The organism is Suttonella indologenes, from assembly GCF_900460215.1.
Lineage (GTDB): Bacteria > Pseudomonadota > Gammaproteobacteria > Cardiobacteriales > Cardiobacteriaceae > Suttonella > Suttonella indologenes.
This window is the reverse complement of sequence record NZ_UHIA01000002.1, coordinates 21,096-46,597: the sequence shown is the minus strand read 5'-3', so window position 1 is coordinate 46,597 and position 25,502 is coordinate 21,096. Positions and strand designations below refer to the sequence as shown.

General features: G+C 45.0%; 32 protein-coding genes. 25 read left to right on the top strand and 7 right to left on the bottom strand.

Annotated features, from left to right (window positions below):
- Genes DYC63_RS00280 through DYC63_RS00265 form a run of 4 tightly spaced genes read left to right on the top strand, consistent with a single transcriptional unit; the run spans position 1 to position 4,509 of the window.
- Positions 1-765, top strand: coding sequence for a hypothetical protein (locus DYC63_RS00280; RefSeq protein WP_147284898.1), 765 nt, complete (start codon positions 1-3; stop codon positions 763-765).
- Positions 766-780: 15 nt separating this feature from the next.
- Positions 781-2,088, top strand: coding sequence for a hypothetical protein (locus tag DYC63_RS00275; protein WP_115217396.1), 1,308 nt, complete (start codon positions 781-783; stop codon positions 2,086-2,088).
- An 18-nt stretch (positions 2,089-2,106) separates the two neighbouring features.
- Positions 2,107-2,694, top strand: coding sequence for a hypothetical protein (locus DYC63_RS12325; RefSeq protein WP_147284897.1), 588 nt, complete (start codon positions 2,107-2,109; stop codon positions 2,692-2,694).
- Between the two features lie 12 nt (positions 2,695-2,706).
- Entirely contained in the window at positions 2,707-4,509 is a 1,803-nt protein-coding gene (locus DYC63_RS00265) for a hypothetical protein (RefSeq protein WP_115217394.1), read from the top strand.
- 78 nt (positions 4,510-4,587) lie between these two features.
- Here DYC63_RS00265 and DYC63_RS00260 read toward each other — a convergent pair whose 3' ends face one another.
- The 3 genes from DYC63_RS00260 to DYC63_RS00250 all read right to left on the bottom strand — a co-directional run bounded on the left by DYC63_RS00260 (position 4,588) and on the right by DYC63_RS00250 (position 5,489).
- On the bottom strand, positions 4,588-4,842 hold the full coding sequence (locus DYC63_RS00260; RefSeq protein ID WP_147284896.1) for a hypothetical protein: 255 nt from the start codon (positions 4,840-4,842) through the stop codon (positions 4,588-4,590).
- 87 nt (positions 4,843-4,929) lie between these two features.
- The gene (locus tag DYC63_RS00255; protein ID WP_115217392.1) at positions 4,930-5,247 is read right to left on the bottom strand and encodes a type II toxin-antitoxin system PemK/MazF family toxin; all 318 of its coding nucleotides are present in this window, start codon (positions 5,245-5,247) and stop codon (positions 4,930-4,932) included.
- Positions 5,241-5,489 (bottom strand): AbrB/MazE/SpoVT family DNA-binding domain-containing protein, encoded by a 249-nt coding sequence (locus tag DYC63_RS00250; RefSeq protein ID WP_115217391.1) that lies wholly within the window; start codon positions 5,487-5,489, stop codon positions 5,241-5,243. The genes DYC63_RS00255 and DYC63_RS00250 overlap by 7 nt, the downstream gene beginning before the upstream one ends.
- Positions 5,490-5,836: 347 nt before the next feature.
- Between DYC63_RS00250 and DYC63_RS00245 the strand changes: the two genes are divergently transcribed.
- Complete coding sequence (locus tag DYC63_RS00245) at positions 5,837-6,112, top strand: hypothetical protein (protein WP_115217390.1); 276 nt, start codon at positions 5,837-5,839, stop codon at positions 6,110-6,112.
- A gap of 68 nt (positions 6,113-6,180) precedes the next feature.
- On the opposite strand, the gene DYC63_RS00240 is transcribed toward DYC63_RS00245, so the two are convergent.
- Positions 6,181-6,732, bottom strand: coding sequence for a recombinase family protein (locus DYC63_RS00240; protein ID WP_115217389.1), 552 nt, complete (start codon positions 6,730-6,732; stop codon positions 6,181-6,183).
- Positions 6,733-6,864: 132 nt separating this feature from the next.
- On the opposite strand from DYC63_RS00240, the gene DYC63_RS00235 reads away from it, so the two are divergent.
- A complete protein-coding gene (locus DYC63_RS00235; RefSeq protein ID WP_172459341.1) occupies positions 6,865-7,770 on the top strand; it encodes a SprT-like domain-containing protein in 906 nt (301 codons plus the stop codon).
- Position 7,771: 1 nt separating this feature from the next.
- On the opposite strand, the gene umuC is transcribed toward DYC63_RS00235, so the two are convergent.
- The 3 genes from umuC to DYC63_RS00220 form a co-directional block, all read right to left on the bottom strand.
- On the bottom strand, positions 7,772-9,019 hold the full coding sequence (umuC, locus tag DYC63_RS00230; protein ID WP_115217387.1) for a translesion error-prone DNA polymerase V subunit UmuC: 1,248 nt from the start codon (positions 9,017-9,019) through the stop codon (positions 7,772-7,774).
- Between the two features lie 3 nt (positions 9,020-9,022).
- A complete protein-coding gene (locus tag DYC63_RS00225) occupies positions 9,023-9,505 on the bottom strand; it encodes a LexA family protein (RefSeq protein WP_115217386.1) in 483 nt (160 codons plus the stop codon).
- A gap of 118 nt (positions 9,506-9,623) precedes the next feature.
- The gene (locus DYC63_RS00220) at positions 9,624-10,547 is read right to left on the bottom strand and encodes a tyrosine-type recombinase/integrase (RefSeq protein WP_115217385.1); all 924 of its coding nucleotides are present in this window, start codon (positions 10,545-10,547) and stop codon (positions 9,624-9,626) included.
- A gap of 45 nt (positions 10,548-10,592) precedes the next feature.
- Between DYC63_RS00220 and DYC63_RS00215 the strand changes: the two genes are divergently transcribed.
- The 19 genes from DYC63_RS00215 to DYC63_RS00130 all read left to right on the top strand — a co-directional run bounded on the left by DYC63_RS00215 (position 10,593) and on the right by DYC63_RS00130 (position 25,489).
- Positions 10,593-11,519, top strand: coding sequence for a tyrosine-type recombinase/integrase (locus DYC63_RS00215; protein ID WP_115217384.1), 927 nt, complete (start codon positions 10,593-10,595; stop codon positions 11,517-11,519).
- Positions 11,520-11,833: 314 nt separating this feature from the next.
- Positions 11,834-12,757 carry a DUF3577 domain-containing protein gene (locus DYC63_RS00210; protein ID WP_115217383.1) on the top strand — a complete coding sequence of 308 codons (924 nt, stop codon included), beginning with the start codon at positions 11,834-11,836 and terminating at the stop codon, positions 12,755-12,757.
- A 91-nt stretch (positions 12,758-12,848) separates the two neighbouring features.
- Complete coding sequence (locus tag DYC63_RS00205; protein ID WP_115217382.1) at positions 12,849-13,073, top strand: hypothetical protein; 225 nt, start codon at positions 12,849-12,851, stop codon at positions 13,071-13,073.
- Between the two features lie 651 nt (positions 13,074-13,724).
- Positions 13,725-13,907, top strand: coding sequence for a hypothetical protein (locus tag DYC63_RS00200; protein WP_115217381.1), 183 nt, complete (start codon positions 13,725-13,727; stop codon positions 13,905-13,907).
- A 228-nt stretch (positions 13,908-14,135) separates the two neighbouring features.
- Positions 14,136-14,639, top strand: a complete 504-nt coding sequence (locus DYC63_RS00195) for a DUF2958 domain-containing protein (protein WP_245887944.1) — start codon at positions 14,136-14,138, stop codon at positions 14,637-14,639.
- A gap of 133 nt (positions 14,640-14,772) precedes the next feature.
- Entirely contained in the window at positions 14,773-15,030 is a 258-nt protein-coding gene (locus DYC63_RS00190) for an AbrB/MazE/SpoVT family DNA-binding domain-containing protein (protein WP_172459340.1), read from the top strand.
- Positions 15,027-15,359: a type II toxin-antitoxin system PemK/MazF family toxin gene (locus DYC63_RS00185; RefSeq protein ID WP_115217379.1), complete on the top strand. Its 333-nt coding sequence runs from the start codon at positions 15,027-15,029 to the stop codon at positions 15,357-15,359. The genes DYC63_RS00190 and DYC63_RS00185 overlap by 4 nt, the downstream gene beginning before the upstream one ends.
- 109 nt (positions 15,360-15,468) lie before the next feature.
- Positions 15,469-16,047, top strand: coding sequence for a DUF3275 family protein (locus tag DYC63_RS00180; protein ID WP_115217378.1), 579 nt, complete (start codon positions 15,469-15,471; stop codon positions 16,045-16,047).
- Positions 16,044-17,114 (top strand): DUF6094 domain-containing protein, encoded by a 1,071-nt coding sequence (locus DYC63_RS00175; protein WP_115217377.1) that lies wholly within the window; start codon positions 16,044-16,046, stop codon positions 17,112-17,114. The genes DYC63_RS00180 and DYC63_RS00175 overlap by 4 nt, the downstream gene beginning before the upstream one ends.
- A 78-nt stretch (positions 17,115-17,192) precedes the next feature.
- The gene (locus DYC63_RS00170) at positions 17,193-17,765 is read left to right on the top strand and encodes a hypothetical protein (protein ID WP_115217376.1); all 573 of its coding nucleotides are present in this window, start codon (positions 17,193-17,195) and stop codon (positions 17,763-17,765) included.
- Positions 17,762-17,935: a hypothetical protein gene (locus DYC63_RS12450; RefSeq protein WP_172459339.1), complete on the top strand. Its 174-nt coding sequence runs from the start codon at positions 17,762-17,764 to the stop codon at positions 17,933-17,935. Before DYC63_RS00170 ends, DYC63_RS12450 begins: the two co-directional genes overlap by 4 nt.
- Complete coding sequence (locus DYC63_RS00165) at positions 17,926-18,312, top strand: hypothetical protein (RefSeq protein WP_147284895.1); 387 nt, start codon at positions 17,926-17,928, stop codon at positions 18,310-18,312. The genes DYC63_RS12450 and DYC63_RS00165 overlap by 10 nt, the downstream gene beginning before the upstream one ends.
- Before the next feature lie 330 nt (positions 18,313-18,642).
- The gene (locus DYC63_RS00160; protein ID WP_115217374.1) at positions 18,643-19,170 is read left to right on the top strand and encodes a hypothetical protein; all 528 of its coding nucleotides are present in this window, start codon (positions 18,643-18,645) and stop codon (positions 19,168-19,170) included.
- Between the two features lie 423 nt (positions 19,171-19,593).
- Positions 19,594-20,103: a DUF29 domain-containing protein gene (locus DYC63_RS00155; RefSeq protein WP_218564498.1), complete on the top strand. Its 510-nt coding sequence runs from the start codon at positions 19,594-19,596 to the stop codon at positions 20,101-20,103.
- Positions 20,104-20,481: 378 nt separating this feature from the next.
- Positions 20,482-23,229: a DUF2958 domain-containing protein gene (locus tag DYC63_RS13055; RefSeq protein WP_115217372.1), complete on the top strand. Its 2,748-nt coding sequence runs from the start codon at positions 20,482-20,484 to the stop codon at positions 23,227-23,229.
- Positions 23,230-23,594: 365 nt separating this feature from the next.
- The gene (locus tag DYC63_RS00145; protein WP_342769710.1) at positions 23,595-23,918 is read left to right on the top strand and encodes a hypothetical protein; all 324 of its coding nucleotides are present in this window, start codon (positions 23,595-23,597) and stop codon (positions 23,916-23,918) included.
- A 14-nt stretch (positions 23,919-23,932) separates the two neighbouring features.
- Positions 23,933-24,151, top strand: coding sequence for a hypothetical protein (locus tag DYC63_RS00140; protein ID WP_115217371.1), 219 nt, complete (start codon positions 23,933-23,935; stop codon positions 24,149-24,151).
- A gap of 84 nt (positions 24,152-24,235) precedes the next feature.
- Positions 24,236-24,742, top strand: coding sequence for a DUF2958 domain-containing protein (locus DYC63_RS00135; protein WP_245887942.1), 507 nt, complete (start codon positions 24,236-24,238; stop codon positions 24,740-24,742).
- Between the two features lie 81 nt (positions 24,743-24,823).
- Entirely contained in the window at positions 24,824-25,489 is a 666-nt protein-coding gene (locus DYC63_RS00130; RefSeq protein ID WP_115217370.1) for a DUF1281 family ferredoxin-like fold protein, read from the top strand.
- Positions 25,490-25,502: the final 13 nt, after the last annotated feature.

Here is a 25,502-nt window from a genome sequence, read left to right as displayed (position 1 = left end):
GTGTATATAAATTTTAAGCAATATTTACTTATGGCCTGTGCAATCAGCCTTCTTAGCCCGTCAATAGCAGCTCCGAAAATTGATTTTGGAAAAATCGGCAATAGTGATAAAGGTTTCCGCCAATATTGGGAACTTGATGAGACAGAACACCAACGATATCAGAATTACATGGAAATTGCTGGTAAATACCGCCATCAACAATTGAGTCCTTTGCTAGTATTGTCAATGTTAGCTGAGACACCTGAAGACAAAGAATACTATGCCCGTCGTGCAGCAGAATACGAACAAGATATGGTAAAACGCGAAATCGAGGCAGCCCTAATGGTGTCTCAAGCCATGTCTGCAAATGATTTATCGAGCGAAATGCAGCAGTTTACCGACCGTCTAGCTGGTATAGACACACTCAATTATCTTCCACAGGCTTTGAAAGATAATCCCGATAATTGGGAATCTGGCGACCTTTTGCAACTGTACTTAGATAAAAAGTGTCTTAATGAAGATTGCCTGAAGCAGTTTTCTTCCACTTTGAAACAATTTGCCGACAAGTCTCCCGTAGAAATCATACTCAAATATGCACAATTGAATGAACTGGAAGGGATATCTTTTTTTGAGGAACTCGCTATTAATCCCTCACCATTAAAATTTAAGCGATTTGATCCAATAGAGCATCATTATCTACAAGATGAACATCATCTCAACCGTGCCTTACATGTACGCGAAAACCGGGTCATCGCCATTTTATCTGCCAACACCTCTGACCGATAAACACAGGAGAATTTTATGATCATCCGTAAACCTCTTTATATCGCTATTGTATCTGTTTGCTTTACCTTGCCCTTAAACCTCTCAGCTCAACAAGCCTCATCATCTGCACCAAACTATCGCGCTGTTGATGTTCCTGGAGGTGATGCTGGACGATATTATCAAAGTGGAGCGGCGGGAGATTTGGACAATATCGCTCCTAGTTCTTTCTCACAGCGATTCAGTGTTGGGATCCGTCCCCGTGTTGGCATATCGAATAGTTGCGGGAATTTAAATTTTTATCAGAACATCGAAGCAGAGCTTAAAAATCTCCAGTATAAACTGAAAAATACAATCAAAAATGCACAAGCAGCTCTTATGACTTCGGTATCGGGTGCAATCAGTTCATTTATGCAATACCAGCTAATGAAAATTAACCCTACCCTAGGTCAATTAACCACGAAGCAACTGGATGAATATATTGAACTGTTCAACATAAATGTGCGCAGTTGTCGAGATTATGAAAAAGATGTGGCCAACGGCAAAAACCCCTTAGGAGAGATCATCCAAATTGCGGTAGGCGAACAGTGGAAGCTAGGTATCGGCATGCACATGGAAGGCAAAGCCTCATTAGAAGAAATCGAAGATGAGATTATGGAAGAAGCAAGGAAAAATGGGGTTATCATGCCAGATGGAAAGTCCTACGGTGGTAATGGTCAAGAAGCAATAAACATGGTCAAAAGCCTAGTAGTCGCTGGTATGAATCTCAATTTAGCTCGTACCGATAAAGATGCTTGGAACAAAGATTTCACCATCAATGATAATACATTGCGCCAACACCCTATTCTTACAGAGTTTCCTAATGCCGATAGTCTTTACCGCTTTGCTGAGGATATTTATGGTGCCCTAGAAACTCGTATTGGCAGCGATCTAGCGAATCAAGAAGAAGTTATTAAAAGCGTTCCTGGACGTGGCTACGAAGTTAAATATACGGAATACCGCGATGAATTCCTAAAGGATCTCAAAAGCTATGAAAGTCGTACTTTGACGCGAGAAGAATTCGAGCGTAAAACTCGGCATATCATTCCTCCAGTAGAGATGGATGAACTACGCCGTCTGCCCCCCTATCAGAAAGCCGTCGAACTGGAATCACGTGCGCAACAGTATGCCATTAACCGTATGCGAAACAATCTCATCTATCTCAAGCAAGCCATCAAAACAGGGATGTATGCACCCGACTTGCAGCTTTCAGGTATGAAGGGACCTATGGAAGAATCATACAAAGTGCTCTATTACCGCATACTTGACGATATCAGAGAAATCGGCCAGCGTGCCTATCAGTTCTAAATTAAGGGGGACAAGGGCATGGACTCAAGAGAATCTGACAATCATTTCCCCAAAAAAAATTCTGAGGGAAACTTAACGGAAGTTGCCGATGAACGACTTGCATGGCGCTTGCATTCCTTGCCAGTAGAACCATCTGCATCCTCTTCCACTGATAGAGGCTCACAATTACCACAACAGCCACTTACGCTGGGTAAATGGAGAAGGCGATTTAAAGGGATTGGGTTGTCATTGATCTTACCTATCTGTCTCGGGATATTAGGATTCTTCATGCTTTTAATTTGGGGCGATGAAGGAGTCCAAGCCAGTCGTCAGTGGATTACTATGATTTGGTGGCCAGCGACCTTTATACGCCTCTTTATTTACCTTTTACTTTCGTGGCTTGTATTGCCTAAGTTGCTACAGTTTGCTAGAGCAGAAGCTCAATCCAGAATACGTCGGCATAGAGAGCAACTGTTTGCCTTAGGTTATGCCGATCTCCACCAGATTAACGAACTGGATGTCCAAGAACAGCGTATCAATCAGCTATCAATCCCAGCTTGGGCTGCATTTTGTTTTTTATTGCTGGTCGAGCTGACGTTTGCCCAAATACCTTATCTTTTGTTCTGAAGGGATGATTTCATGAATATTTCCAGTTATTTGGAAGCCTTTTTAACCGTCTACGGATGGTCAGTATTCCAAGTTATCTATTTTCTGATTGCCGTAACTGGCTTTTTCCTCTACCCACTACTCAAAGGTTTTCTCGCCCTATTGATTGAATTTCTCAGCTCAACGAGCAATCCATATGGTTTCGTCAAACAGGTGCTGATTACTCTAGTCCTAGTGATGATAGTTTTCTTAATTACCGTAGTACCAGTGATCCCCTTATCATTTGATCGGATGACCGTGGGTACCACCTGTGATAAGGCAACGCAGTCGGTTAATGACGCTAACAAATCAGGTAATGGAACCTATTTTGCCGTCACATCTGCCAGAGCTCCTATCATGCCTTGGATGGCTATGCGACTAGGACAAGGATTTAACAAAGTAATTTACAGCAGATTACCCTGTGCATTGGATATTAGCGACACCAACAATAAGGTACTTAATGCCAACGTTAGTGGCAGCGAAAATGGTGTACAGCTGATGCAGGAATATCGACAATTCCGCCAACAATGCATGGCTGCTGTTGAGCGTACTGTTAATAATATTCGTAATGGGTATTACGATAACGGTATGCAAAATGGTAAAGTCAAAACTTGGTTTGAGGATAAATTCAACGACGCTGTCGATGCCAAATTTAGAAGCGGAATAGCCAGAAATACTAGAGGTTTATTAGGCAAAGAGGCTAGTCAGAATGAGCAGTACAAACTGCTTTACTTCGATGACTCATCGTTCGTCTATGATATGTTCTTTTCGCCAAACTCTCCAATGATTACCGACAGTACTGTATCCACAGAATTAGGGGGGATTCCTGGAAGTTTCAGGGCAACTAGCGCTGTCATTGGTTTTAATGATGAGGCTCTACCAGACTGTGGCACTTGGTGGCGAGCTGGCAATGGGAGTACATTGCCGCTGAGGGAACGGTTAACACAGGCGCTCAGCGATGATGTCCTCCTCAGAGTTGCTTCGCATAGCGGGCCACAATCCTGTCGTCCACAGATGGTGGGAGGTTCCATGGGGAGTAGTGCTGGGGGACCCAATATCAGCCGTATGCCTGATCGCAATGCCTGCTTAGCCGAAATCAAAAACACCTTGGGTGCTTCAGACGACCAATTTACCACAGCTTTATTGGAATCCTTACAGGGAAATACAGTCACTGATAGTCCTATTTCTGCCGGAGAAAGTGTCGTAATGGGTCTTGCAGCTGCCGGAACAGGTGCTCTAACCGTCATTCAAAGCATATTTGGAATAGACCTTGGCGCCGGACAAATTATTGGTAGCGTAGTTGGATTTTATGCATCCATTTGGATTATGAAGATTATACTGACTTATCTCATACCAATGGTGATGATGACCATCTATATGTTCTGGGGCATATATATGGTCATCGGTGAATTACGCGGCACTACCATGATTAAAGGCTTGCTGCTCATTTTTTCCTTGACCAGTATTCCTGGTATTTGGCATATCATTGACCATTTAGATGATCGCTTACTAGAAGCTATGTATGGCGGCATAATAAACAGCAATCCTTTCAATGCCATTTTGCTTGATGTGAGCAGTGGTATGTTCTATCTGCTCTCTGTTTTTGTAGTCTTCTATCTTTACAGCATGGCTGGCATGGGAGATGCGAGTGGAGCTATTAAAGGTACATATGGCGAAAGCCGAAGTACTTCACACACCGCCAGTGGTAATGTAGCTCGAACAACGGGTGTCATGGGACAATTCGGAGGAAAAGGTATAGGTAATTGGTGGAGAAACAAAAGAGGAAACTCTAAATAATATTAGATAATTAGGGGGCTACCTAAGCCCCCCTAATTGTTATAAATATTTGCAACATGATTAACAAATCACTAGAGGTTAATCGCCATTTAAACCGTAATTATTGTAAGTATTATTAAATGTTTCACCACCACTTATATTCCCCCCTGAGAAACTACGGAGGATACGTTCATCTTCTAAAGCGGACTGTTTTAGTTCGGAAAAATTTTTATAAGAATCGATAGATTTAAACGTTTTTTCTTCATTTTCGAACTTAGCTATGCATTTAATTAAAGGCATAACTAGAACACCAAAACCTACCAACAATACCCCTGCACTTATTAGGTAAAGCATACACACCTCCAATTTCCCTAGCAGGATTATTACAATTTTCACTTTACGCCTTAAGCACTTATCTGTCAAGCACCCAAGTTTCCTAAATTATGGGGCAAACAGTTCCTTCAATATATCCAGCAAAGCTGACAACACATCAGCTGGACACTCGCCTAACTTCTGCACTAGACGGCTTTGATCGATGCAACGGATCTGCTCTGGTAGAATCAATCCTGATTTATCCTGAAATGTGATCGCTTGCCGAAAGGGTGTAGGCTTACTACCAGTCGTCATCGGCGCTATCAACACAGTTCGCAGATAATGTAGTTCGTCTGGCGATACAATCACGCAAGGGCGAGTTTTGCGGATTTCGTGTCCCTCAACAGGATCGAGGTTGACCAACCAGATTTCACCCCGTTTCACCATACCCATTCCTGTTCATCAAATTGATTTTCCACATATATAGCTAATAATGCATCATCATTTTCGGCAGCTACCACTTTAGCGGCATCTGCCCAACTCTCACGAACTTTATCAGGCAAGGAGAGTACAATTTTATTCTCGACAAGCCGAATTTCTAGCATGTCTTGCGCCCCAATCTGGCGTAAAAACTGTTTAGGCAAGATAATTGCCTGCGAACCACCAATTTTTTGCAAACTGCTAAGCATAACCACCCTTCTTTTATTTAAACAAAATTATAATATCATAAATTCTAGTACAGGTAACAATAACTTTGATAAATATTAGCGGGACTTGTCCTACTATCCAGCATTGTCTATACTCAAAAATGATAGTCGGCGGACTTTAAGCGCGAAAAGTCGGGTCTTGCAGGCATTGTGCATGCAATGGTCAGTCGTCTGAGACAACGGCGAAGCCTTAGGCTTGACGGCATCGTACCGCTTTGCGGTTTTACCAGGAAACTGGCTATACAGGGCATTAGCCCTATCCTCCCAAGGAGAATTTCTCCTTGGGAGGGATGCTCCTTGGTTTTTTAACTATTATTCAAGGAGTATTTATGACACAATTGTCAACGATAGTGGCGCTCGTCGGGAAATTGCCTGAAGAGCAGAGAGAGGCCATATCCGGTCTCATTGACCTCAAAACGGAGGGAGATATGCAGAAAGTCTTAGATAGACTCGATCTTATGGAACAAAAGTTCGAGACAAGATTCGATGCCATGGACCAAAAGTTCGAGGCTAAATTTGATGCGCTCAACAACAAAATAAACATTACCCAGTGGTTCATTGGGGGAATGATTGCGTTACTGGCTATCGTTAGCCGGATTGTTTAATCTCTCACCCATAACAAGCCTCCCCCATGGGAGGCTTCTTTTATTTGAATAGTATGAAAGTCCCCTATCTATTTAGTTTCTAGCACCCGATAAATCGTACCTCGCGAAACACCGTAACGTTTAGCCAGGGTATTGACTGAAATTTCCGGGTCTTTATGCAATATACGAATCTCTCGAATTTGCTGAATATTAAGTTTCGTAGGTCTACCTCCCTGACGTCCGCGAGCTCGCGCAGCTCTTAATCCCGCCAAGGTACGTTCAGAAATAAGGTTACGCTCAAATTCAGCTAAGGCTCCGAATACATGATAAATCAATTTTCCAGTCGCACTGGAAGTATCAAGTTGCTCGTGCAAACTGCGCAGGGCAATACCGCGAGCTTCTATACTCTGTACCAGTTCGATAAGGTCTTTAAGCGATCTTCCTAGTCGGTCAAGACGCCAAATTATCAAGGTATCTCCTTCCCGGGCATAATCAAGTGCCTGTTCCAAACCATCACGGCTGAAGTTGGCTCCCGAAAGAGTGTCAGTAAAAATTTTACTGCAACCAGCGTGCTCAAGAGCGTCGATTTGCAAATGCAGGTTTTGTTCGTTGGTTGATACCCTAGCATATCCTATCAGCATGATGTTTTGCCTCCGCCATAATAATCTGTTCCAAAACTCATCTTCCTCTCTAGGTTTTGAGATTTTGATTATTGTACGAGTTTTTGAACAGTTTTGCTGGCAGTTTTAATAGAGAGCTTGGGGTGAATAATTGTGTTCCAAAAACCTTCGTTTTTGAGACAGAAAAATTTTGGTTGTTTAGCTGTTAAATGTATCGTACGATACATAAATATCGTTACTAAGAATATCAACAAAATGGGAAAACCAACTTTAGACATGTACGCTTTTGTACAGGCAGCTTTCGATCATTTCAACAATGAACTATTCAACAGCCAATTACCGCAGCTGATGCTCAGTTTTCAACGAGAAAAAAGAGTTTTTGGCTATTTTGCTGAAAGTCGTTGGCTGGACGGAAGTGGGGGCAAGGTACATGAAATTGCTCTGAATCCGATGTATTTCATTACGCACAAACCTTTGGAGCTAATGCAAACCATCGTTCATGAAATGTGTCATCTCTGGCAACACGAATTTGGCACCCCTAGTAGAACAGGTTATCATAATAAGGAATGGGCCGACAAAATGGAGGCGATTGGTCTAATGCCAAGTAGTACAGGGCAACCAGGCGGAAAACGCGTCGGTCAACAAATGTCTGATTATCCCCTTCCCGGTGGTCGTTTCTATCAGGCATGTGTCTCATTCGCTGCTGCTGGGCATCAACTTCCCTTTGTTGATGCCTATTATGCTAAAGCAGTCAATAATGCTCAAATTCGTCAAATATCCGAAACTTTATCACTGGAACTTAACCAGGCTTTTAGTGAAAACAGCTCTACTAATGAATTGAACGAAGTAGCTTCTTTAATACAGCAAGCGCTTGCTACTCCATTTACCGAGCTGTTTGATTTATCAGCCAATGAAGAACTCAATCAAGCACAGCAACAAATGGCAGCAAAAAAAACTAAGGTCTGCTATCAATGTCCGGAGTGTGGTATTAAATTATGGGGTAAACCCAATTTATCAATTATTTGCGGAGAATGTCAGCTTGAGCTTATCAATGATTGATTTAGCGACATTCAGGTAAATCTTTCCAGCGAGTGGTGTATGCCGGGCTAAGATTACTATGTCGCATACGCCATGGTTGTTTGAGACCCTGGGCAGCCAAATAAATAGAGTGGCGTTGTTTATGGTTAATACTGTCAATAGTGCGCATTAGATTCATATCATTACGAATATGGCTACTGTTGAATAAGGATGCTTGACGTTGTCCGCAGGAAAAATCCTGCAAAATCACGCCAGCTTTGGCAAATGCCATGCCTTCTTGATAGATCTGCGGAAGCAACGATAAAGCAGCGGCAACAAGATCCCGTGTATCGGCGGTATAATCGTACAGATCGATACTGCGGTGAGCCGAGTATGGTTGATCAATATAACGGCTAGATTGGGCAAATACTGTAAGCAAGCGGCAGTATTGCCGCTCGTGACGCAGCTTTTCTGCGGCTCGAGCTGTATACTCGGCCACCGCTTCTGAAAGATCCTGAATGGAGGTTATTTTTTGACCAAAAGAACGGCTACAAATAATCTGTTGTTTCGGAGGTGCAACTTCTTCAATTCCTAAGCAACTGCGTCCATTTAGCTCCCATACCGTACGTTGTAAAACAACTGAAAATTTCTTTCTGATCAAATCAGAATCAGCATCTGCTAAATCTAGTGCCCGATGAATCCCCATATCCCGAAGACGCTTAGCTAATCGATGCCCTACCCCCCAAACCTCTTCTATCGGCACTAAAGACATCAATCGCCGCTGCCGCGCCGGATCAGAAAGATCAACCACTCCTCCGGTAGCTGGATACTCTTTAGCTGCATGATTGGCTAATTTAGCTAAAGTCTTGGTCGGCCCAAACCCGATCCCGCAGGTTAATCCAGTCCATTGACGAATAGTCGCGCGCCACGTTTTACCCAGATTCTCTAAATTCTTAGTATCCATCCCGCCTAAATAGGCAAAACACTCATCGATACTGTACACTTCTATCATTGGAGCAAACTGTTTAATGGTGCGCATCATTCGATTGGATAAATCTGCATAAAGGGCATAATTGTTAGAAAATATCTGCACCTGATGATGAGTCAGATAATCCCGGCATTTAAAATAAGGCTCTCCCATCCTAATACCAAGTTTTTTAGCTTCCGCATTGCGAGCAATAATGCATCCATCATTATTAGAAAGCACCACTACCGCACGGCCGCGCAAATCCGGCCGAAAAATTTGCTCGCAACTGGCGTAAAAACTGTTTGCATCAATAAGAGCGTACATAGTTCACCGACGTTGGAGTTTACGAATGACGCTTGATACCACACCGAATATCTCTAACTCATCTCCCTCTTCAATAAGAATATCAATATATCCTTTCTCTTGATTATGCGGTCGTAACAAAGGATATGGATCTAGCAACAATTCTTTGACTGTAAAATCCCCGTTGATGGCTGCAATGACAATATCACCACTGCGCGGACTCAGAGAGCGATCAACACAAAGCAAATCGCCAGGCAAAATACCGAGATCTACCATCGAGTCTCCGTCGGCACTAACGCGGAGGAAAAATGTCGCCGGTGCATTACGAATGCAATATTCATTAAGATCGAGTGTTTGTTCGACGTAGTCATCTGCTGGTGAAGGAAATCCTGCCTTTATACGACTCACATATAAAGGCAAAGCCAAACGCGGCGGATTTACTACTGCGTCACCTATATGATTAAGTTCCTCTGGCAATGCGTTGGAATGATGGCAAGGAGTTTTCATGTACATATCATACCGAAGTACAGGCGACGCTAATATAGTTATCCACGAAAGAAGTAGATAAGACTTAGGATAATCAATCTAAGTGACTAGTACAGCGAAATATTAGGCTGCTGCTTATTTATTGATCATCTGGCGTATTATCAGTCGGCCAATCTGCCCGAGGGTGATATTTTCGATGCAATCCTTCAAGGTACGAAGGACAACATTGAAGGTAGACTTGGGTAGAATTGATAGATTCATGACCTAGCAACTGTTTTAGAGCTAGGATATTAGCGCCATTTTCCAGCATATGACTTGCAAAACAGTGTCTTAAGGTGTGTACGGTAAATTCCGAATTAATTCCGGCTAAAGATGAATATTTTTTAATAATATGATTTAATATTGCTTTTGACATGCAGCCTTCGCTATTACGGGATGAGACAAATAAATAAGGGTTGTGGTCGCTTAGTATTTCATGCCGCCGTTGTAGCCAACGTTTGAGCCAGTAAGTTAATGGTTGAGTCAAAGGCAATAATCTCTCTTTATTGCCTTTACCTATGACACGTAAATAATCTTGGGCAAAATCGAGATTACTGATCTGTAGTTTGCGTAACTCTGTATTGCGGATGCCTGTATCGTATAAAGTTTGCAAAATAGCCCGATCCCGCAAACCTAAAATGCTATTAACATCAGGCACAGCCAACAAAGTTTCAATTTGTTGTTGGGAGTAATAAGGATAGGGTCGCTGTACCGGTTTATCTCTTGACATATATTCGAATAGATCAAGCTCACCACCCGTCAACTCCATCATTTTCAAAAACCGATAGTAATATCTAAGAGAAATTATCACATTATTTTGTTGATGAATACCATGCAAATCCAGATAAACATCGGCTTGGCTGCTGTTAATTTTTGCAACATCCAAGGCATTTTCTTCCAGCCAACGCAAATAGCGCCTCACAACCATAAAGTGAGCACGAATGGTTGTCGGGGATAAACCCATAATATTTTCCAAATATATTGAGCAAAATGCCTCAAGTCTCTCCTCATCCATATACTTCATATTACCTCTTTGATAGTGTTATCACTTTACATTTTTAGGAATATTATGATGCCAAAAGAATATATTGAACAGTATAAAGAATATTTAGCTCAGAGAAATATTAAACAGCAAACTATAAATAATTACTTGCGCATTGCACGGCGCTACACAAATTTTCTAAACACAAAAGGAATTAATATACTATCAGCAGAAAAAACAGACATATATATTTATCTCAGTACTCGATCCAAACAGAAATCCAGTACCTATAATAAAGAGCTTAAACAATTAAAACTTTATCTGCATTGGCTGTCAGAAACTGAAAATTTTAACCTAGATATCAATCAGTTAAGAAATAAATCTGAACCTCGTAAATTACCAAAAAATATATCAGTAAGAGATCTGCATATATTATGCACCCCTACTAAGGAGGAAAGACGATGCAGTAATCATTTAAGTTTCATAAGAGAACAGGCCATTATCGAATTCATGGTTAGCACGGGAGTACGTCAGATTGAACTAAGGGAAGCCAAAATCGGGCAATTATCCAGAAATTTAAATGCTTGTCTGATACCGGGTTATAAGGGAGGAAGACAACGCATGGTGTATTTGGGAAAACCTGCTCGCGAAGCATTGATTGCTTGGCTGTTAAGACGTGATATCCCTCTTAATCTCGCTGGCTGTGCCAACCAATATCTCTTTATTAGCAATCATGGCAGTCCAATGCATCCAACATCCATCATCAGATTAGTACGCAAGCTCGCTCTGCGACGGTTGGGATATGTGGTCACTCCTCATATGTTGCGGCATACGTTCGCTACCGAAATGCTTCGAGCAACTGGTTCACTACGAATGGTACAAGAAATGTTAGGACATGTTTTTATCAAAACTACTGAAATCTATTGTGGTTTAGATCTCAACGATCATCGCCACGCTATCCATACTTTTCATCCTCACGGCGGAGAAATTGGAGAGTTTTCAGAGACTGAATAAGCAATAAAAAACTCTGCCGCGAACTTGCAGAACCAGGTGTTGACAAAATACATAATAACTGATAAGTTGAATTTAACAGTCGGCGGACTTTAAGCGCACCTTGGCGAAGGCTAAACGCAAGCAGGAAGCTATAAGCACGATTTGTCGTGTGAAAGTCGCCGAAATCCTGCACATACGCAAGTATGGCGATCTGTTTCGGGCAATATGCCCACATCATTCGGTCCATGACCGAAGTCTTACCCTCGGGGTGCACTAAAACCCCGTTAGGGTGTTCATGTGCATCCCTTTTTTATTTTCTTTAAAGGAGAAAAGCCATGAACGCAACTTCAACACCATCATATTTTGATACCGTTTTATACGTACGAGTTTTTATTAACGAAATAAAAATCGTACAACCTAAAAAGGGAGCTCAATATGGAGCAATTAACGCCAGCATTTTAGACAAGGATGCTGACGGCAAAACCATCTACCGTACGGTAGACCTAATTATCAGCGGCCAAGAAGCTAAACGGATACTGTGGATACAGCGTGATCGCTGGCCTGCCGACCGTATGCAGCGTTCCCCAGAACGCTGGGTAGCCGATATCAATATCGGTAGCCTGCGGACCGAAGCATATACGAAAAAGGATGGTACCGTTGGTGCTGTCCTCAAAGGTCGGCTCATCAAAATCCGCGGTCTGCGGATTGGAGATGAGATCGTGTTTGGTGAAGTCTTGGAAGACATCCCTCCGGCCACCTTGGTAGCGCCTACATATATCAACCTGATCGATCCAGAGAAGGGCCGGATACAGGCAGCCTTGCTGGACGGCAATGTGGAGGCTCCGGAATACCGGAACATCAACCTTGATTTGCAGGAAGAAATTCCGGCAATCAATGAGCTGATTGTCCGGGATCTCTGCCCGCGCGGCTATACCCATCGGGAAACCAACGCGAAAATTTTCGGCATTTTAGAAATTGCCGGAGTGTATTGCGAAGGTTTCCAAGCAAAAGATGGAAATGCGCGTGCCGCTATGAAAGGTGTACTGTCAAAAGTACGCTATCTCAAAGCCAACGATGAGGTTATCGTCGCCAGTAAAGAAAAGGCGGATTCTGCGGTTGCGCAAGCCACCCAAACCAAAGCTGAACCTGAGCCAAAAGCGAAAGCTCCGACCAAGACGAAAGTCAAGACCAAAGCTGAACCTGAGCCAAAAGCGAAAGCTCCGACCAAGACGAAAGTCAAGGCCAAAGCTGTCGCCTAATCATTCCACCGTCAATCTGACGGTGGCCCTTCCACTCCCGCAGGGAACTTCCCTCGGGAGTTCCCTGTTTTTCTTATTAAAGGAAAGAAACATGGGAAATAGAATTTGGGAAAAATTTCTCGAGTTGAACGAGAAACAACGCGAACAAGTCAGTAAGCTTTTTGACAAACTTTCTGTCGGTTCCTTACTGCCAGTGGTACTAAAGCTAATGAGTGATGGAAAATCAGGTGATTTTCTATACATATTCTTTTGGCTGTTTTGTGTTATTATTTTTGCAGTTCTCTCAGTTGCCGCTTTAGCGACAAAGGATGAATAATGATAGAAGTAAATGCAAATGCAGAACTCGCTCTCGCGATCTGCATGGTGATGATAATTATATTATCTTCCCCACTTTTGGTCGGTTTTTTCAAAAGCCGTAAACCTTAACCAAAACCTTCTGCGCTTCGCGCAGGAGGTTATATATCTAGATACCACAATTGTCGAACTTCTTTCTAACACGAAGTCTGATAATAACTGGCTTGCAGCAATTAGCGACAAAGGATGGAGAGTAATGAGTAGTGCGGAAATCGTCTATACCCTTTTCATGGTGGGGATCATAATTTTATCTTCTCCACTGCTTGTTGGATTTATTAACAGCAAGAAGAAATAAACAAACTCTCCGACAGTAATGTCGGAGAGCACTTTTCCAGATGACATATCTGAGTGCCTTTTGTATTATTTTTAGGGCATTCATCGTGTCATCTGAATGGAACCGTCGCGCTTTAAGCAGCGCAGAGAGAGGGCGGCAATACTCTCACCTTTGGGCAAAGCCCGCAGTAGTCTCCCCTGTTTTCAGGGGATTCCCCCAAGCAGGTCTTGAGGCAAGTTTGGGGGAGTCTGAAAGACAACTGGTATAGTTGGCGAACTCAAAACGCACCCCTGATGCCTACTTAGGCATCAAGATGGAAGTTTATAAGCACGGTTCGCCGTGCGAAAGCCGCCGGAATCCATCAATACTGCCTTTGCGGTATGCGGTATCCAACGGTCGGTAACCCATGCACATGCGCCTTCGGGAATGCAGCGTGCCGCCGGTACCGATTTCGAATACAGTCGCGACGAATTTTTTCGTCGCGGCATCTTTCTTTTTACCCGCAGGGGACACATCCCCTGATTGGGCTGTTCTCCTGCTTTTTCATTTCTTGTAGGAGAACGATATGTTAATCACTTTAACTTTAATAAAAGGCATTTTGTGTATGTTTGCCTTTGTATATTTTTCACATGAACTCTGGGTTGATTTTAAAAAACTCAGAGATCGTAGGAAAAATTAATCAATTTTTTCATCCCGAGGGGAATACTTCCTCTGGGGGTGTTCCTTTTTTTATTTTTGAAGGAGAACACCATGAATCCATTTGTAACCATTATCGCCGGCGATTCTGCCGCTGAAAGTGCTTTTGCGAAAGCATTAGATGCAAAGCTAAGAAATGATTTCGGCAATATAGCCGAAATTGTCGATACAAGCAGCAAGCCAGTCAAGAGGATGGCAAAATTTACAAAATGCTTAATCCCAAAAGATTTAATTGCAATAATGCAGGCTAATCATCTCAAATCTGATGAGAAATATGATCTAAGGCCAGTTGTACATCTTTATTTACCCGGCACCCGCTGCCAGTGGCTTCTTACCGAAATCGATACTGATCTCGATATGGCTTTCGGTCTCTGTGATCTCGGTATAGGATCCCCTAAACTCGGATATATGAGTTTACACGAGGTGCTGAAGAGTACTTCGTGGCTCATGATTAATCCCGATTTTGTCGGGGTCGCTCCTTTATCCGAGTATGCATGCCGTGCCATGGATGCCGATCAAATCGTCATTAACTGGGAAGGAATGCCTAACGCAACTTAGGCATATCATCGGTTTCAAATATAGTCGCGACGGAGTTATCCGTCGCGGCACTTTCTTTTACCTATTCTTTAATTAAGGATGTAATACTAAAATGAGTTATACTTTAGTAAAACCCATAACAGGAGATTATCCTATGACTGAAGTTGTCATCCGTAAAAGCGGTAATGCTAATATCATTTCCCTACCAAAAACCCTGCTGGAACAGTTAGGCGCCGGCGTCGGCGACAAATTAAATGTTCTGTTTGAGGACGGAAAATTAGTTTTGCAGCCTCAAAAAGTACGACGCAAAACACTTGAAGAGTTGTTGGAAGGTGTTAATCCCGAAATGTTCAATACCGAAGAAGACCGGGATTGGATGAGTATGCGGCCGGTCGGGGAGGAGATCCTATGAGTTATATTCCTGACCAGGGAGACATTATTTACATTGATTTTGATCCATCAGTCGGTCGTGAGATCCAAAAACGACGTCCCGCCTTAGTGATGAGCAAGCAGATCTTAGCTAAACAGACCGGATATATACTGGTTTGCCCTATTACCTCGACCAAACGTGGTATCGCTCTAGAAGTGGATATTGATACCCCTACGATTAAAGGTCAGGCCTTATCTATGCAACTCAAGTCGCTAGATTATCGCCAACGTCATGCTGAGTTTGTCGATAAGGCAGATTGGGCTTCAATATCTGAGATGAGCGATATTCTGCAAGAATTAGTCTCTGTATGACATAGGCTGTTAAGCCTATAAATTTATCTCGTGCCTCTCACGGCATATTTTACCCACCACGGGGAATCTTCCTGTGGGTGGTTCTCCGTTTTTTCACTGGAGAACCTATATGGAAAACTTTGATCCCGTTACACTACAAGGCCGCCTGAAAGTGGCTTATCTAAACGGCCGGTTCGGCCAATTCCCGGTAGGCACCTTAGAAACCGCCATCGGTACTTTTACTGTCCGAGACAGCAAGGAAGACGCCTGGCTGGAAAATCTCAGTGCCGGCGAATATACCGGGCAGTTTGAGATCAGCGAGCTCTCCCTCTACACATACCGTGCATTTGGGGAGGCACGTACCTGCATCAGGGCTGAAATCTCTGCCTATCAGCTAGACGACTTTGACGATGAGGTCGAAGAAGTTGCCCATTACCCGGATCCGATTGAAGAAGAAGGCGAAGTACCGGATAGCTTCAGTCGTGATAGCGGAGACGAAGAGGATAGTGAAGATGCCTACGATGAGCAGGTATCGCTGCTGCTGTCGTTCCTTGAATCCGGCAGCAACTGGTCTGTAGGTGATGATTACCGCATCGATACTACTATCGGACGCAGCAATATCGTCGAGTGCCGTAAGGCTTTACTGGGATTAGGCTATGTCTTTGATCCTCTGACGCAGATCTGGCATTTGCAGGGAGAACGTTCATGAGCTTGATACATCCTAGTGTAGCTTACAATGCTGCTGCGATGGGATATTACCCAACTGATGATGCCACCATGCGTGGCATCTCGCATTTATTGGCGCCCAGTACCGAGACTGTTAAATTTCTTGATCCTTGCTGCGGCTGTGCTACCGCTATTACAACACTTGCTGATCGACGTCGTTATCCCAGTAGTGAACGTTACGGCATCGAATTGGATGTTGAAAGATCTGGTCTGGCCAAGGGAAAATTGACGGCATTGCTCACAGGCAGCGCGCTGGACAGTCATGTAACGCCTCAATCGGTAGATGTGCTGTTTCTCAATCCACCTTACGGCGACGCGCCGCGTGACCGAGAATCAGGCGATAAATCGCAGCGTTTGGAACATCAGTTCTTAAGCCGCTTCTTTCCGGCATTGCGCGCCGGAGGATTGCTGATTTATATCATCCCAAAATCGCAATTAACGGAAAAAATCCAAAAATGGCTGCTCAGTCATTTCACTGATCTTAGATTATTTGAAGCAGCTACTAATCGCTTCAATCAATGTGTAGTGATTGGTCGTAAGACTGGGGCTTTGGTGGCATTGGATAAAACTATGCTGGCCGAATGGCAAAACTGTCTATCCGGCAAACAGCTATGGTCAACATTGCCGCAGCGTGTAACGGACTATTACAGCATTGAAGGCAATCCCAAACAGCTAAGGATGACATCATTGGAGATGGATGCCGAAGGGATAGCAGAACTCATCAGCGAACATAAGGGTTTATGGAGAGATTTTTCAGCTCAATTTACCCAAAATTCGGATGAACGCTATATCCGCCCTCTGCACGATCTGACCGACTGGCATACCGTTCTGCTGATCAGCTCCGGTATTGTATCGGGCTTGGTTGACAACGGGCGGCAAACACTGCTGGTGCGCGGCCGTACTGTCAAACGCAAAACGGTAAAAGTGCGCGAAAACGATGACGGCGATGTCATCGGCGAAGAGCATCGCGACCGATTTGAAACAGTCATCAAAGCCATTGATCTGACGGAATCCTCACCGGCATACGGCCAAATTATCGTCATTAAATAGAAGCGCCTTAAGAGCCATTTCCCGCAGGGAGTACCCTGCGGGTACTCCTTTGTAATTACATTAAAAGGAGTAGTTCATATGAACAATTCACATCTTACAGCGACAGTTTTACCTGTTACTAATTTTGACGGCATCTTTTGCGATGCCTGGGTCATACAAGCGGATCGTATAGTCTTTGCCTCTTTATGGGGGAGAGCTAGCCGTATGATGGCATTCTACGGCGCCGTTACTACCGGCAGCTTGAGTATGCTCACTATCGGCGATACGCATATGCGCATTGAACGTGATTTGGACAAACGACAGACCCGTATGCCTAAGCATAGCCGTTATGGCAGCGACTGCCTACATGTTATCGTTTTTGCAGATATTATCATCCGAGAAGCCGCAGCAAAACGCATATTGCTCGATCTCAATAAGGTATGTAATGAACGTCTATGGGCTGAAGTGAAAAATCTCTCGAGTCTAGCGTTATTACCGCATTGGAAACAAATATTACTACCGGTAATGCGTGAAGCCGGAATGATCGCCACTCTAGCTTCTCATGGCTTAGCAGCCGAATTAGTCGATCTGTCCAACGAAGAGGATTATGAGAGCTTATTGCGTTCAATGATTCGCAACGGACGATTAGGTAAAACGGAGGGAGCGGTATGAAATCATTTACCACCCTATTCTGCATATCTATTTGGGTAGAGATGCTTGCTGAAACCATTACTGACACGCTGAGTATGAAAACTATTGTCTGCCTCAGCATAGTTTTGTTCTTGTTTATGTGGCATCGACGCCGCCGTCGCCCTTGGTGGGAAGACGAACATTGGCATTAAGCAAACTCTATCAATCTCAATTTAGGCCTGTACAGGCTTATCACCCTGCGGGGAAACGCCGCAGGGGCGTTTCCCTTATTTATAAAAAAGGAGACATTATGCAATATATTTTTTACAGCAATCCTTCTCATGGCTGGTTGGAAGTGAGTATGGAAGAGTTATTCCGTCTGGGAATCGCCGGAAATATTACACCCTTTTCCTATCGTTATGAAAATACTGCTTGGCTGGAAGAAGATGACGATATGTCTCGCTTCCTCGCTGCTAAAGCGGCATTAAATGAGCCTGTTCAACTTATCAACTGTAATGGTAAACCGCAGGTACCGCCATATACGCTCACTGATGAAGAACAGATTATTCTCAACGCTGCAAAGCTTTAAACAATTTTGCCAACGTTTGTTTCGAGTTTTAGAAGAGGAAACCTCTTCTAAATATAATCTGCCATCACCAGATCTGCTAAATATTTAGATCTATCAATATACTTAGCCAATATCGACCCAAATGATGCGCTTTCCGGCCCAACTGTTGCCACTATGTCGGCTAATGGTCCATTTCGGAAGTTTCCATCGTATGCATAAGCCTTTGGGCTTTGATGTTAATGCCTAGCTATATTTCTGAAGCCATCTCTGTCCCGATAGGGGCAGTTTTTCCCACCCACCACGGGGAATCTCCCCGTGGAGGTTCTCCGTTATTTTTTATTGGAGAATCTCATGAATAACACCCTTTGTTTACAAAAACTGACAGACCTATTTTCGGGTCAAGTAATCTGCTTACAAGAGTATTCGCAACTTTCCGCAATGTTTGAATCAGTCGGGTTTACCTTGGTGGACTGCTTAAGTAGCGATTCGCTATACAGTACATACTTCACCGTGGGCATTGACAATCAGCCTGGTATGGTAAGATTTCTGTATAACGACAATACGCATGAACTCATCCCGCAGGAAGTCATTACGATCCCTGAATATGACGATTTAGACGATCCGGATGATTTTCACCGACATTTCATCGCACAGTCCTTTGTATGGGGAATACGCCCTTTACAGGACAATCGGTCGGGGCATATGCTTGCGGATGGGAAAGTTGTTCTCATCGGTAGCACCAGTGATGATTGTTTGAATTGGTATTGTGCAAACGTCAACGATACCAGCGTAGATCGCGTGATAACTTTGCCTCATTCGTTGTTACTGCATTATCCGCAACATATCTTTGATATTGCGATAGCTGTAACTCTTCGGTAAATACTGAGGATTATCCTAGATAACTCTGTAAGCCTCAATTTTCACAGCAGGAGTTCCCAAGATGACTTTTGCATGTTTCGTTTCAAGATTAATATGGAGGCTTCAAATATCATCCCAAAACATAATAAAACCGGCTTATCGCCGGTTTTATTATGTTTTATTGACTGTTATTTCAGGTATGGATATATTTATATTGATAGTCGGCGGACTCAAAACGTAGCCATGATGTCGGCTTAGACATCAAGATGGAAGCTGATAAACACGATTTATCGTGTGAAAGCCGCCGGAATCCATCAATATCGCTATGGCGGTATGCGGTTTTACGGTCAGTATCGCGATGGAAATGTACTAGCGATATTTCTCACTTACCCGCAGAGGATCATCCCTGCTTGGGCTGTTCTCCTGCATAACACAGGAGAAGTTATGATTCATGAACAACCACCCGATCGGGTCATACACTTACTAGGAGGCTCCATGGCCACCAAATATGAGCAGGATTTCCTGCTATGGACGGAAGAGCAGGCCAAACACCTGCAAAACCGCAATTTTGACATGCTCGACATCGAGCATCTTGTTGATGAGGTAATCAGCATGGGAAAGAGTGAAGTCCGTGAGCTGGAAAGCCGAATGGCGGTATTGTTGGCACATCTCATCAAATGGGCATGGCAGCCGGCCATGCGCGGCAACAGTCGCAGTTGGGAGGCAACAATTATCAATCAGCGCAATAAAATTGCTCGATTGTTTAGACAAATGCCTAGTCTGAAAAAGAAAATGGAGGATCCTGAACTAGAGTTTTGGATTTCCGTATGGGCAGATGCCAAAGTCGATGCTGCTTCTGAAACCGGTATCAATTACTCAGTTTTTCCGGAAGAAATGCCGTGGAGCAAGGAACAAATCCTTGATCAGGACTGGTATCCCGATTCCATGGTTTAAGAAAAAGCACGCAAATCTTCACAAGATGCCATATGGTATCTTTATAGCTACTGCTTATCGACAGCATTCCAAACCTGCAGAGGATATCCTCCCCTGCAGGTTTTCTACAGCAAGTACTAGCTCCTAGCATCTCTTTGCAACAATATATTTTTTTGCTAGAATTTTTTGGATAGTCGGCGGACTTTAAGCGCGCCTTGGCGAAGGTTAAACGCAAGCAGGACATATAAGCATCTTAATGATGCGAAAGCCGCAGTATTCCTGCACGGTTTCGACCGGCGGTGCATTCAATCACTCGGCAAAAGCGCCGTATCTACCCATAGGGGACTCCTCCCCTGTGGCGGTGTTCCCCTTATTTTTTTGTTTGATTAGGAGAACACCATGCAAACTGTTACTCTCAATGAATATGCCATGATGGTCAAAGCCATCATACCCCCACCTCTGCTACAAACCTTGCAGGACAACTACCGTCATGCAACTCGCAATGACGGTAATCAAGAACCTGTAGTTCATCTCTATTTGCCTAACACGGATTGCCAATGGATCCTTACCGAAATAGATGACGATTTAGATATCGCCTTCGGGCTTTGTGATCTCGGAATGGGATTTCCTGAAATGGGCTATGTCAGCTTGCACGAAATCTTGGAATCCACCGGCATGTTATGCCGGACATTAGATTTCAAAGCCCGTGCCGGCTTGATGGAATATGCCCATCAAGCACATCTTGCTAGAGAAATCGTACTCGATTGGCCTGATGATCCCAATGACCGCTCTACTCTAAACGGAAATGCTCAACAAAACGTTCAGGCCGACGCAGTCACCGTACCTCCGGCAACTGCGAATACAAGCGGTGCAATGACGCTTAGTGATTTTCTGGACGCATTCCGGCAACCGCTGCTCGAACAGATCGAGCAGCAAACACCGGTAGTGTACAACGGCAGTCATGCTAGCTGGCAGGACAAAGTCCTGGCCGGTCTTAAGCGTCAGCCATTCCCAGCTCAGGCAGAACGTATTCACGCAGTGTATGCTGGCTTAGTGGAAAAAGATTTGCCAGCCGTCATTCTCAATGGAGAGATGGGTACTGGTAAAACAATGATGGGCATCTGTGTTTCGGCATTGATATTCAAAGGTTATTCGCAAAAACCCGTGCTAGTCATCTCGCCTCCACATTTGGTTTACAAATGGCGACGCGAAATCCTCGATACCGTACCCGATGCTATTGTACATGTGGTCAACGGCAGCAATGCCATCCACCAATTGATAGCTTTTCGTGAAGGGCTGCAAAACGGTAGTTTTAAGGATGGCAGACCGCGTTACCTAGTCATCGGTCGAGTACGGATGCGGCTAGGTTTTTACTGGCGTCCAGCATTCTGGAAACGCGAATACCGATTTGTCTCTATCGACCCACACAGCGGACGACGCCAGCTCGGCAGATATGCTGCTGTCGCTTGTCCGCACTGCGGTGGCTGGCAGAACGACAGCAAGGAAATGCCTATAGCAGCTGAGCTCTGGTCGACAGATCGGCGCGAACATTGTCAACATTGCCAAAGTCCGCTTTGGACCATGCGGCATAAAGACAATGAGGACGAACAGGCGGAATCCAGACTTCGCAAGTTTTTGTTGCAGCTGCCCGGAATAGGCAAAGTAACCTGCGACCGCCTGATCGGCACTTTCGGAGTGGATAATCTCAGCCGACTGGTGGATGGTAATGTCTATGACTTCGTCAATCTGCAGCGTGCAGACGGTGAATTTGTATTCAATGACAAACAGGCAACTCGACTGGAAAAAGCACTCGGCCGCTTGGAGTTTGCACTCAAAATGGTAAGTTACCAGCCTAGCGAATATGTTAAGCGCTATTTTCCGCGCAAGGCATTCAGTCTGGTACTGGTGGATGAGGCGCATGAATACAAAAATGCCGGTTCGGCCCAAGGTCAGGCCATGGCAGTCTTATGCAATGAGGCTGAAAAGGTTTTACCGTTGACCGGGACTCTGATGGGCGGCTATGCCTCCGACTTGTTTTACCTGCTGTTTCGGGCTATGCCCGGCATAATGGCCTCATTAGGTTATGCCGCCAACCGGCATAATTCATTTGCTGCCAGTGAAGAACGCTTCATGCGTAACTACGGTTGTCTGATTGATGTTTTTTCGATCAATGATGAAGGCTCGCATCTGACGGCAAAAGGCAAAAAAATGAGCGTACGTAGTAAAAAAGCCCCGGGCTTTTCACCCGAAGGGATCGCACGCTTTGTGCTGCCTTATACGGTGTTTATGCGTCTATCGGACTTAGGCGAAGGAATTTTGCCTGATTTTAAGGAAGAAACGCGCAGCATTGCCATGGATGGACACCAGTTACAGGAATATTTGCGCCTTAGCAACACCCTGAGAAGACATTTGGATGCTGCCTTGGCCAAGCGGGACAATTCGCTGACTTCTGTGGTCATTAATGCTCTGCTCCGCTGGCCGGAAACCTGTGCTAAAGCCGAAGACATCCGTCATCCCCGCGATCGGGAACAAGTGTTAGTGAGTATGGAATCGCTCTATGATGCTGATAGCCCGACGCCTAAAGAGGCGGACTTAATTCAAGTCTGTCGGGAGGAACGCGAAGCCGGACGCCGGGTGATGGTATTCACCACTTACACCGGCGGTCACGATACAGCAACAAGATTGGCTAATTTGCTTAAACATGCAGGTCTGAAAGCGTCGGTATTACGCAGCAATGTAGGCAGTGATGCTCGTGAAGACTGGATTGCCGAACGGGTAGAACAAGGCATTGACGTGCTGATCTGCAATCCCGAGTTGGTCAAAACCGGTTTGGACTTACTGGCATTTCCAACTCTGTATTTCATGCAGACCGGTTATAACGTTTATACCGTGGCGCAGGCCTCGCGCCGCAGTTGGCGTATCGGGCAGAAGGAGACCGTCAAGGTTTACTATGCCTGCTATGCGCAGAGTAGTCAGGTAGAGTGTTTCGATTTGATGAACCGCAAAATCAAGGCAGCGCTCTCCACCATGGGAGTAATGCCGGAAACCGGTCTGGATTCCTTCTCGGAGGATGAGGACAGCGAAGCATCGATCACCGAGGCCCTGGCCAAGCAATTATTGGGGCGTCCTTCCCTGTTTGCCGCTTAGGCAGCCTTTCCCGGCGGGAGCAATCCCGTCGGGATTGCTTTTTTTGGGGCATAGGGCGACAATCACGCCAATATTGACAGCGCTTGTGCCGCGGACTATATTGTCGGTTAAGTGTCGGCGGACCTTAAACGCACAAAGCCGGAAGTATATAAGCACGATCCGTACAGACGTGTGAAAGCCATCGCAATCCGGCGCAGCCTTATGGCTGATGGTATCTGTTATTTTGCTGCGCAAGCAGCTTTCATCCACCCGCAGGGGAGCTATCCCCGTGGGATTGTTCTCCTGTTTTGGGACATACCTTCAACTTGTACAACTGAAACCGCCGCACCGGCGGTATGTCTTTTATTTCTTAACAGGAGAGTATTATGTCTAAATTCTCATTAGTCAGAACCCCTCAAGGGACTTTTGTTCAGTCCGAAAACGAACATGACGGCCATCCGGTAATAAAGCGTGAAAGCGCGTTCATGGAGGAAGACCATGCCCTCATGTATTTGCAGTGCTTACACAGCGGCACCGTAACGCCGCTACAGGTGATGCAAAGCAACGCCGGTTTTTATATCGGCAGAGTTTATACCGGAGACGGTTTCCCCGCCCCATTTTCCCGCGAAAGCGTGGAGTATTTCGCCTCCCATGAGGAGGCTGAGAACGCATTGCGTACAGATAATTGGACGCAACGCGATCACTACTGAACAAGGAGGTCTGCATGAATCTATTCAGCAGAAAACCGCTGGATAATTACCGGCGCTTCGTCACCGATATCCACGGTGAGGAAGGCTTGGTCGTGAACGGACTGGTACTCAGTCCCGAACAAATGGCCGTCATTTTGCAGCTGTACGACTACGGGATGAGCGGTATCTCCGAAGAGGAGGTAGCCGTATTCAATCAGGTGGTGGATCAGTTGAAAACGCTGATCTGGTCGTAAAACCAAGCTAATTTCTCACTCCCTTGGGGAACATTCCCCTTGGGGCAGTGTTCCCTTTTTAGTTTATATTTTAAGGAGAACACTATGAATCCCTTTGTCACCATTATCACCGGCGATTCTGCCGCTGAACAAGCCTTTGCGGCAGCGCTGAAGGCAAAATTGGCCAAGGATTTCGGGGACGTTGTAACCGAAACTGTCGAGCCGGCCGGCAAACCGGTCAAAAAGATGACCAAGTTTACGGCAAGTATCATTCCCAGAGCTCTCATTGCACAGATGCAGGCTAATCGGCTCAGCTCGGAGCGTGATGAGCATGATCCAAAGCCGGTTGTACACCTGTATGTACCCGGCAGCAACTCTCAATGGCTGCTGACCGAGATCGATGAGGATCTCGACATCGCTTTCGGGCTATGTGATTTGGGTGTCGGCTTGCCCGAAATGGGCTATGTGAGTTTGCACCGGGTGCTGGAGCGTACGCCGTGGGCAATGATCAATCCGGGCTTTGTCGGGATTGCCCCCTTATCGGAGTATGCGGAGCGGGCCAGGGATGGTAATCGCATCGTCATCAGTTGGGAAGGAATGCCCGACGCATAACACGGCTGCCCAAGCAGCTTTTCCCAACGGGAGCAATCCCGTCGGGATTGCTCCTTTTCATTCAAAACAAAGGAGTTTGCTATGCCCAATTGGGTTATCAACGAATTGACCTGCGATCAACCGCAGGTGCTTTCCCAACTGCGGGATTTCAACCGCATTATTCCCATGCCCTTGATACTGGAAAAAACCGTCAGTGGTTCTCACAGTCATCATTTCGAGCAATTAGTCGATGAGAAGATGACTTATTGCGAAATGCTGCAGCGTCCGCCTGCTTATCTCAGAAAGGATGAAAACGGCAATAAGGTGTATGTCACCGGCGAAGCAGACAAAGCCGCCTGGCCGTCCCTGCTGCGCCGCTATTACCTGGGGCTTAAGCTCTACGGTCATCCCACATGGTATGACTGGTGCTTATACCATTGGGGCTGTAAGTGGAATGCCAAGGATTTTGAGATCAACGAATCCGGTACCCGGTGCCGCTTCGAAACGCCCTGGTCGCATCCGATGCCCTTGGTTGAAGCGCTGTCGCGGACTTACCCGCAAGCCCTCATCGAGGTGCAGTTTGCCGATGAAACCATTGGCTACAATGCCGGCAGATATACCATCAAAGATGGGGAATATCTGGTCCCCGACGATATCGTCTGCGGCAGCCGCGAGGCTTATGAGATCGCTTTCGATCTCTGGGGCGGCAGAGAGGAATACCGCTACGACGAGGAGGAAGGCAGCTACGTCTATATCGACGAAGATTGAACCCTCTCAATCT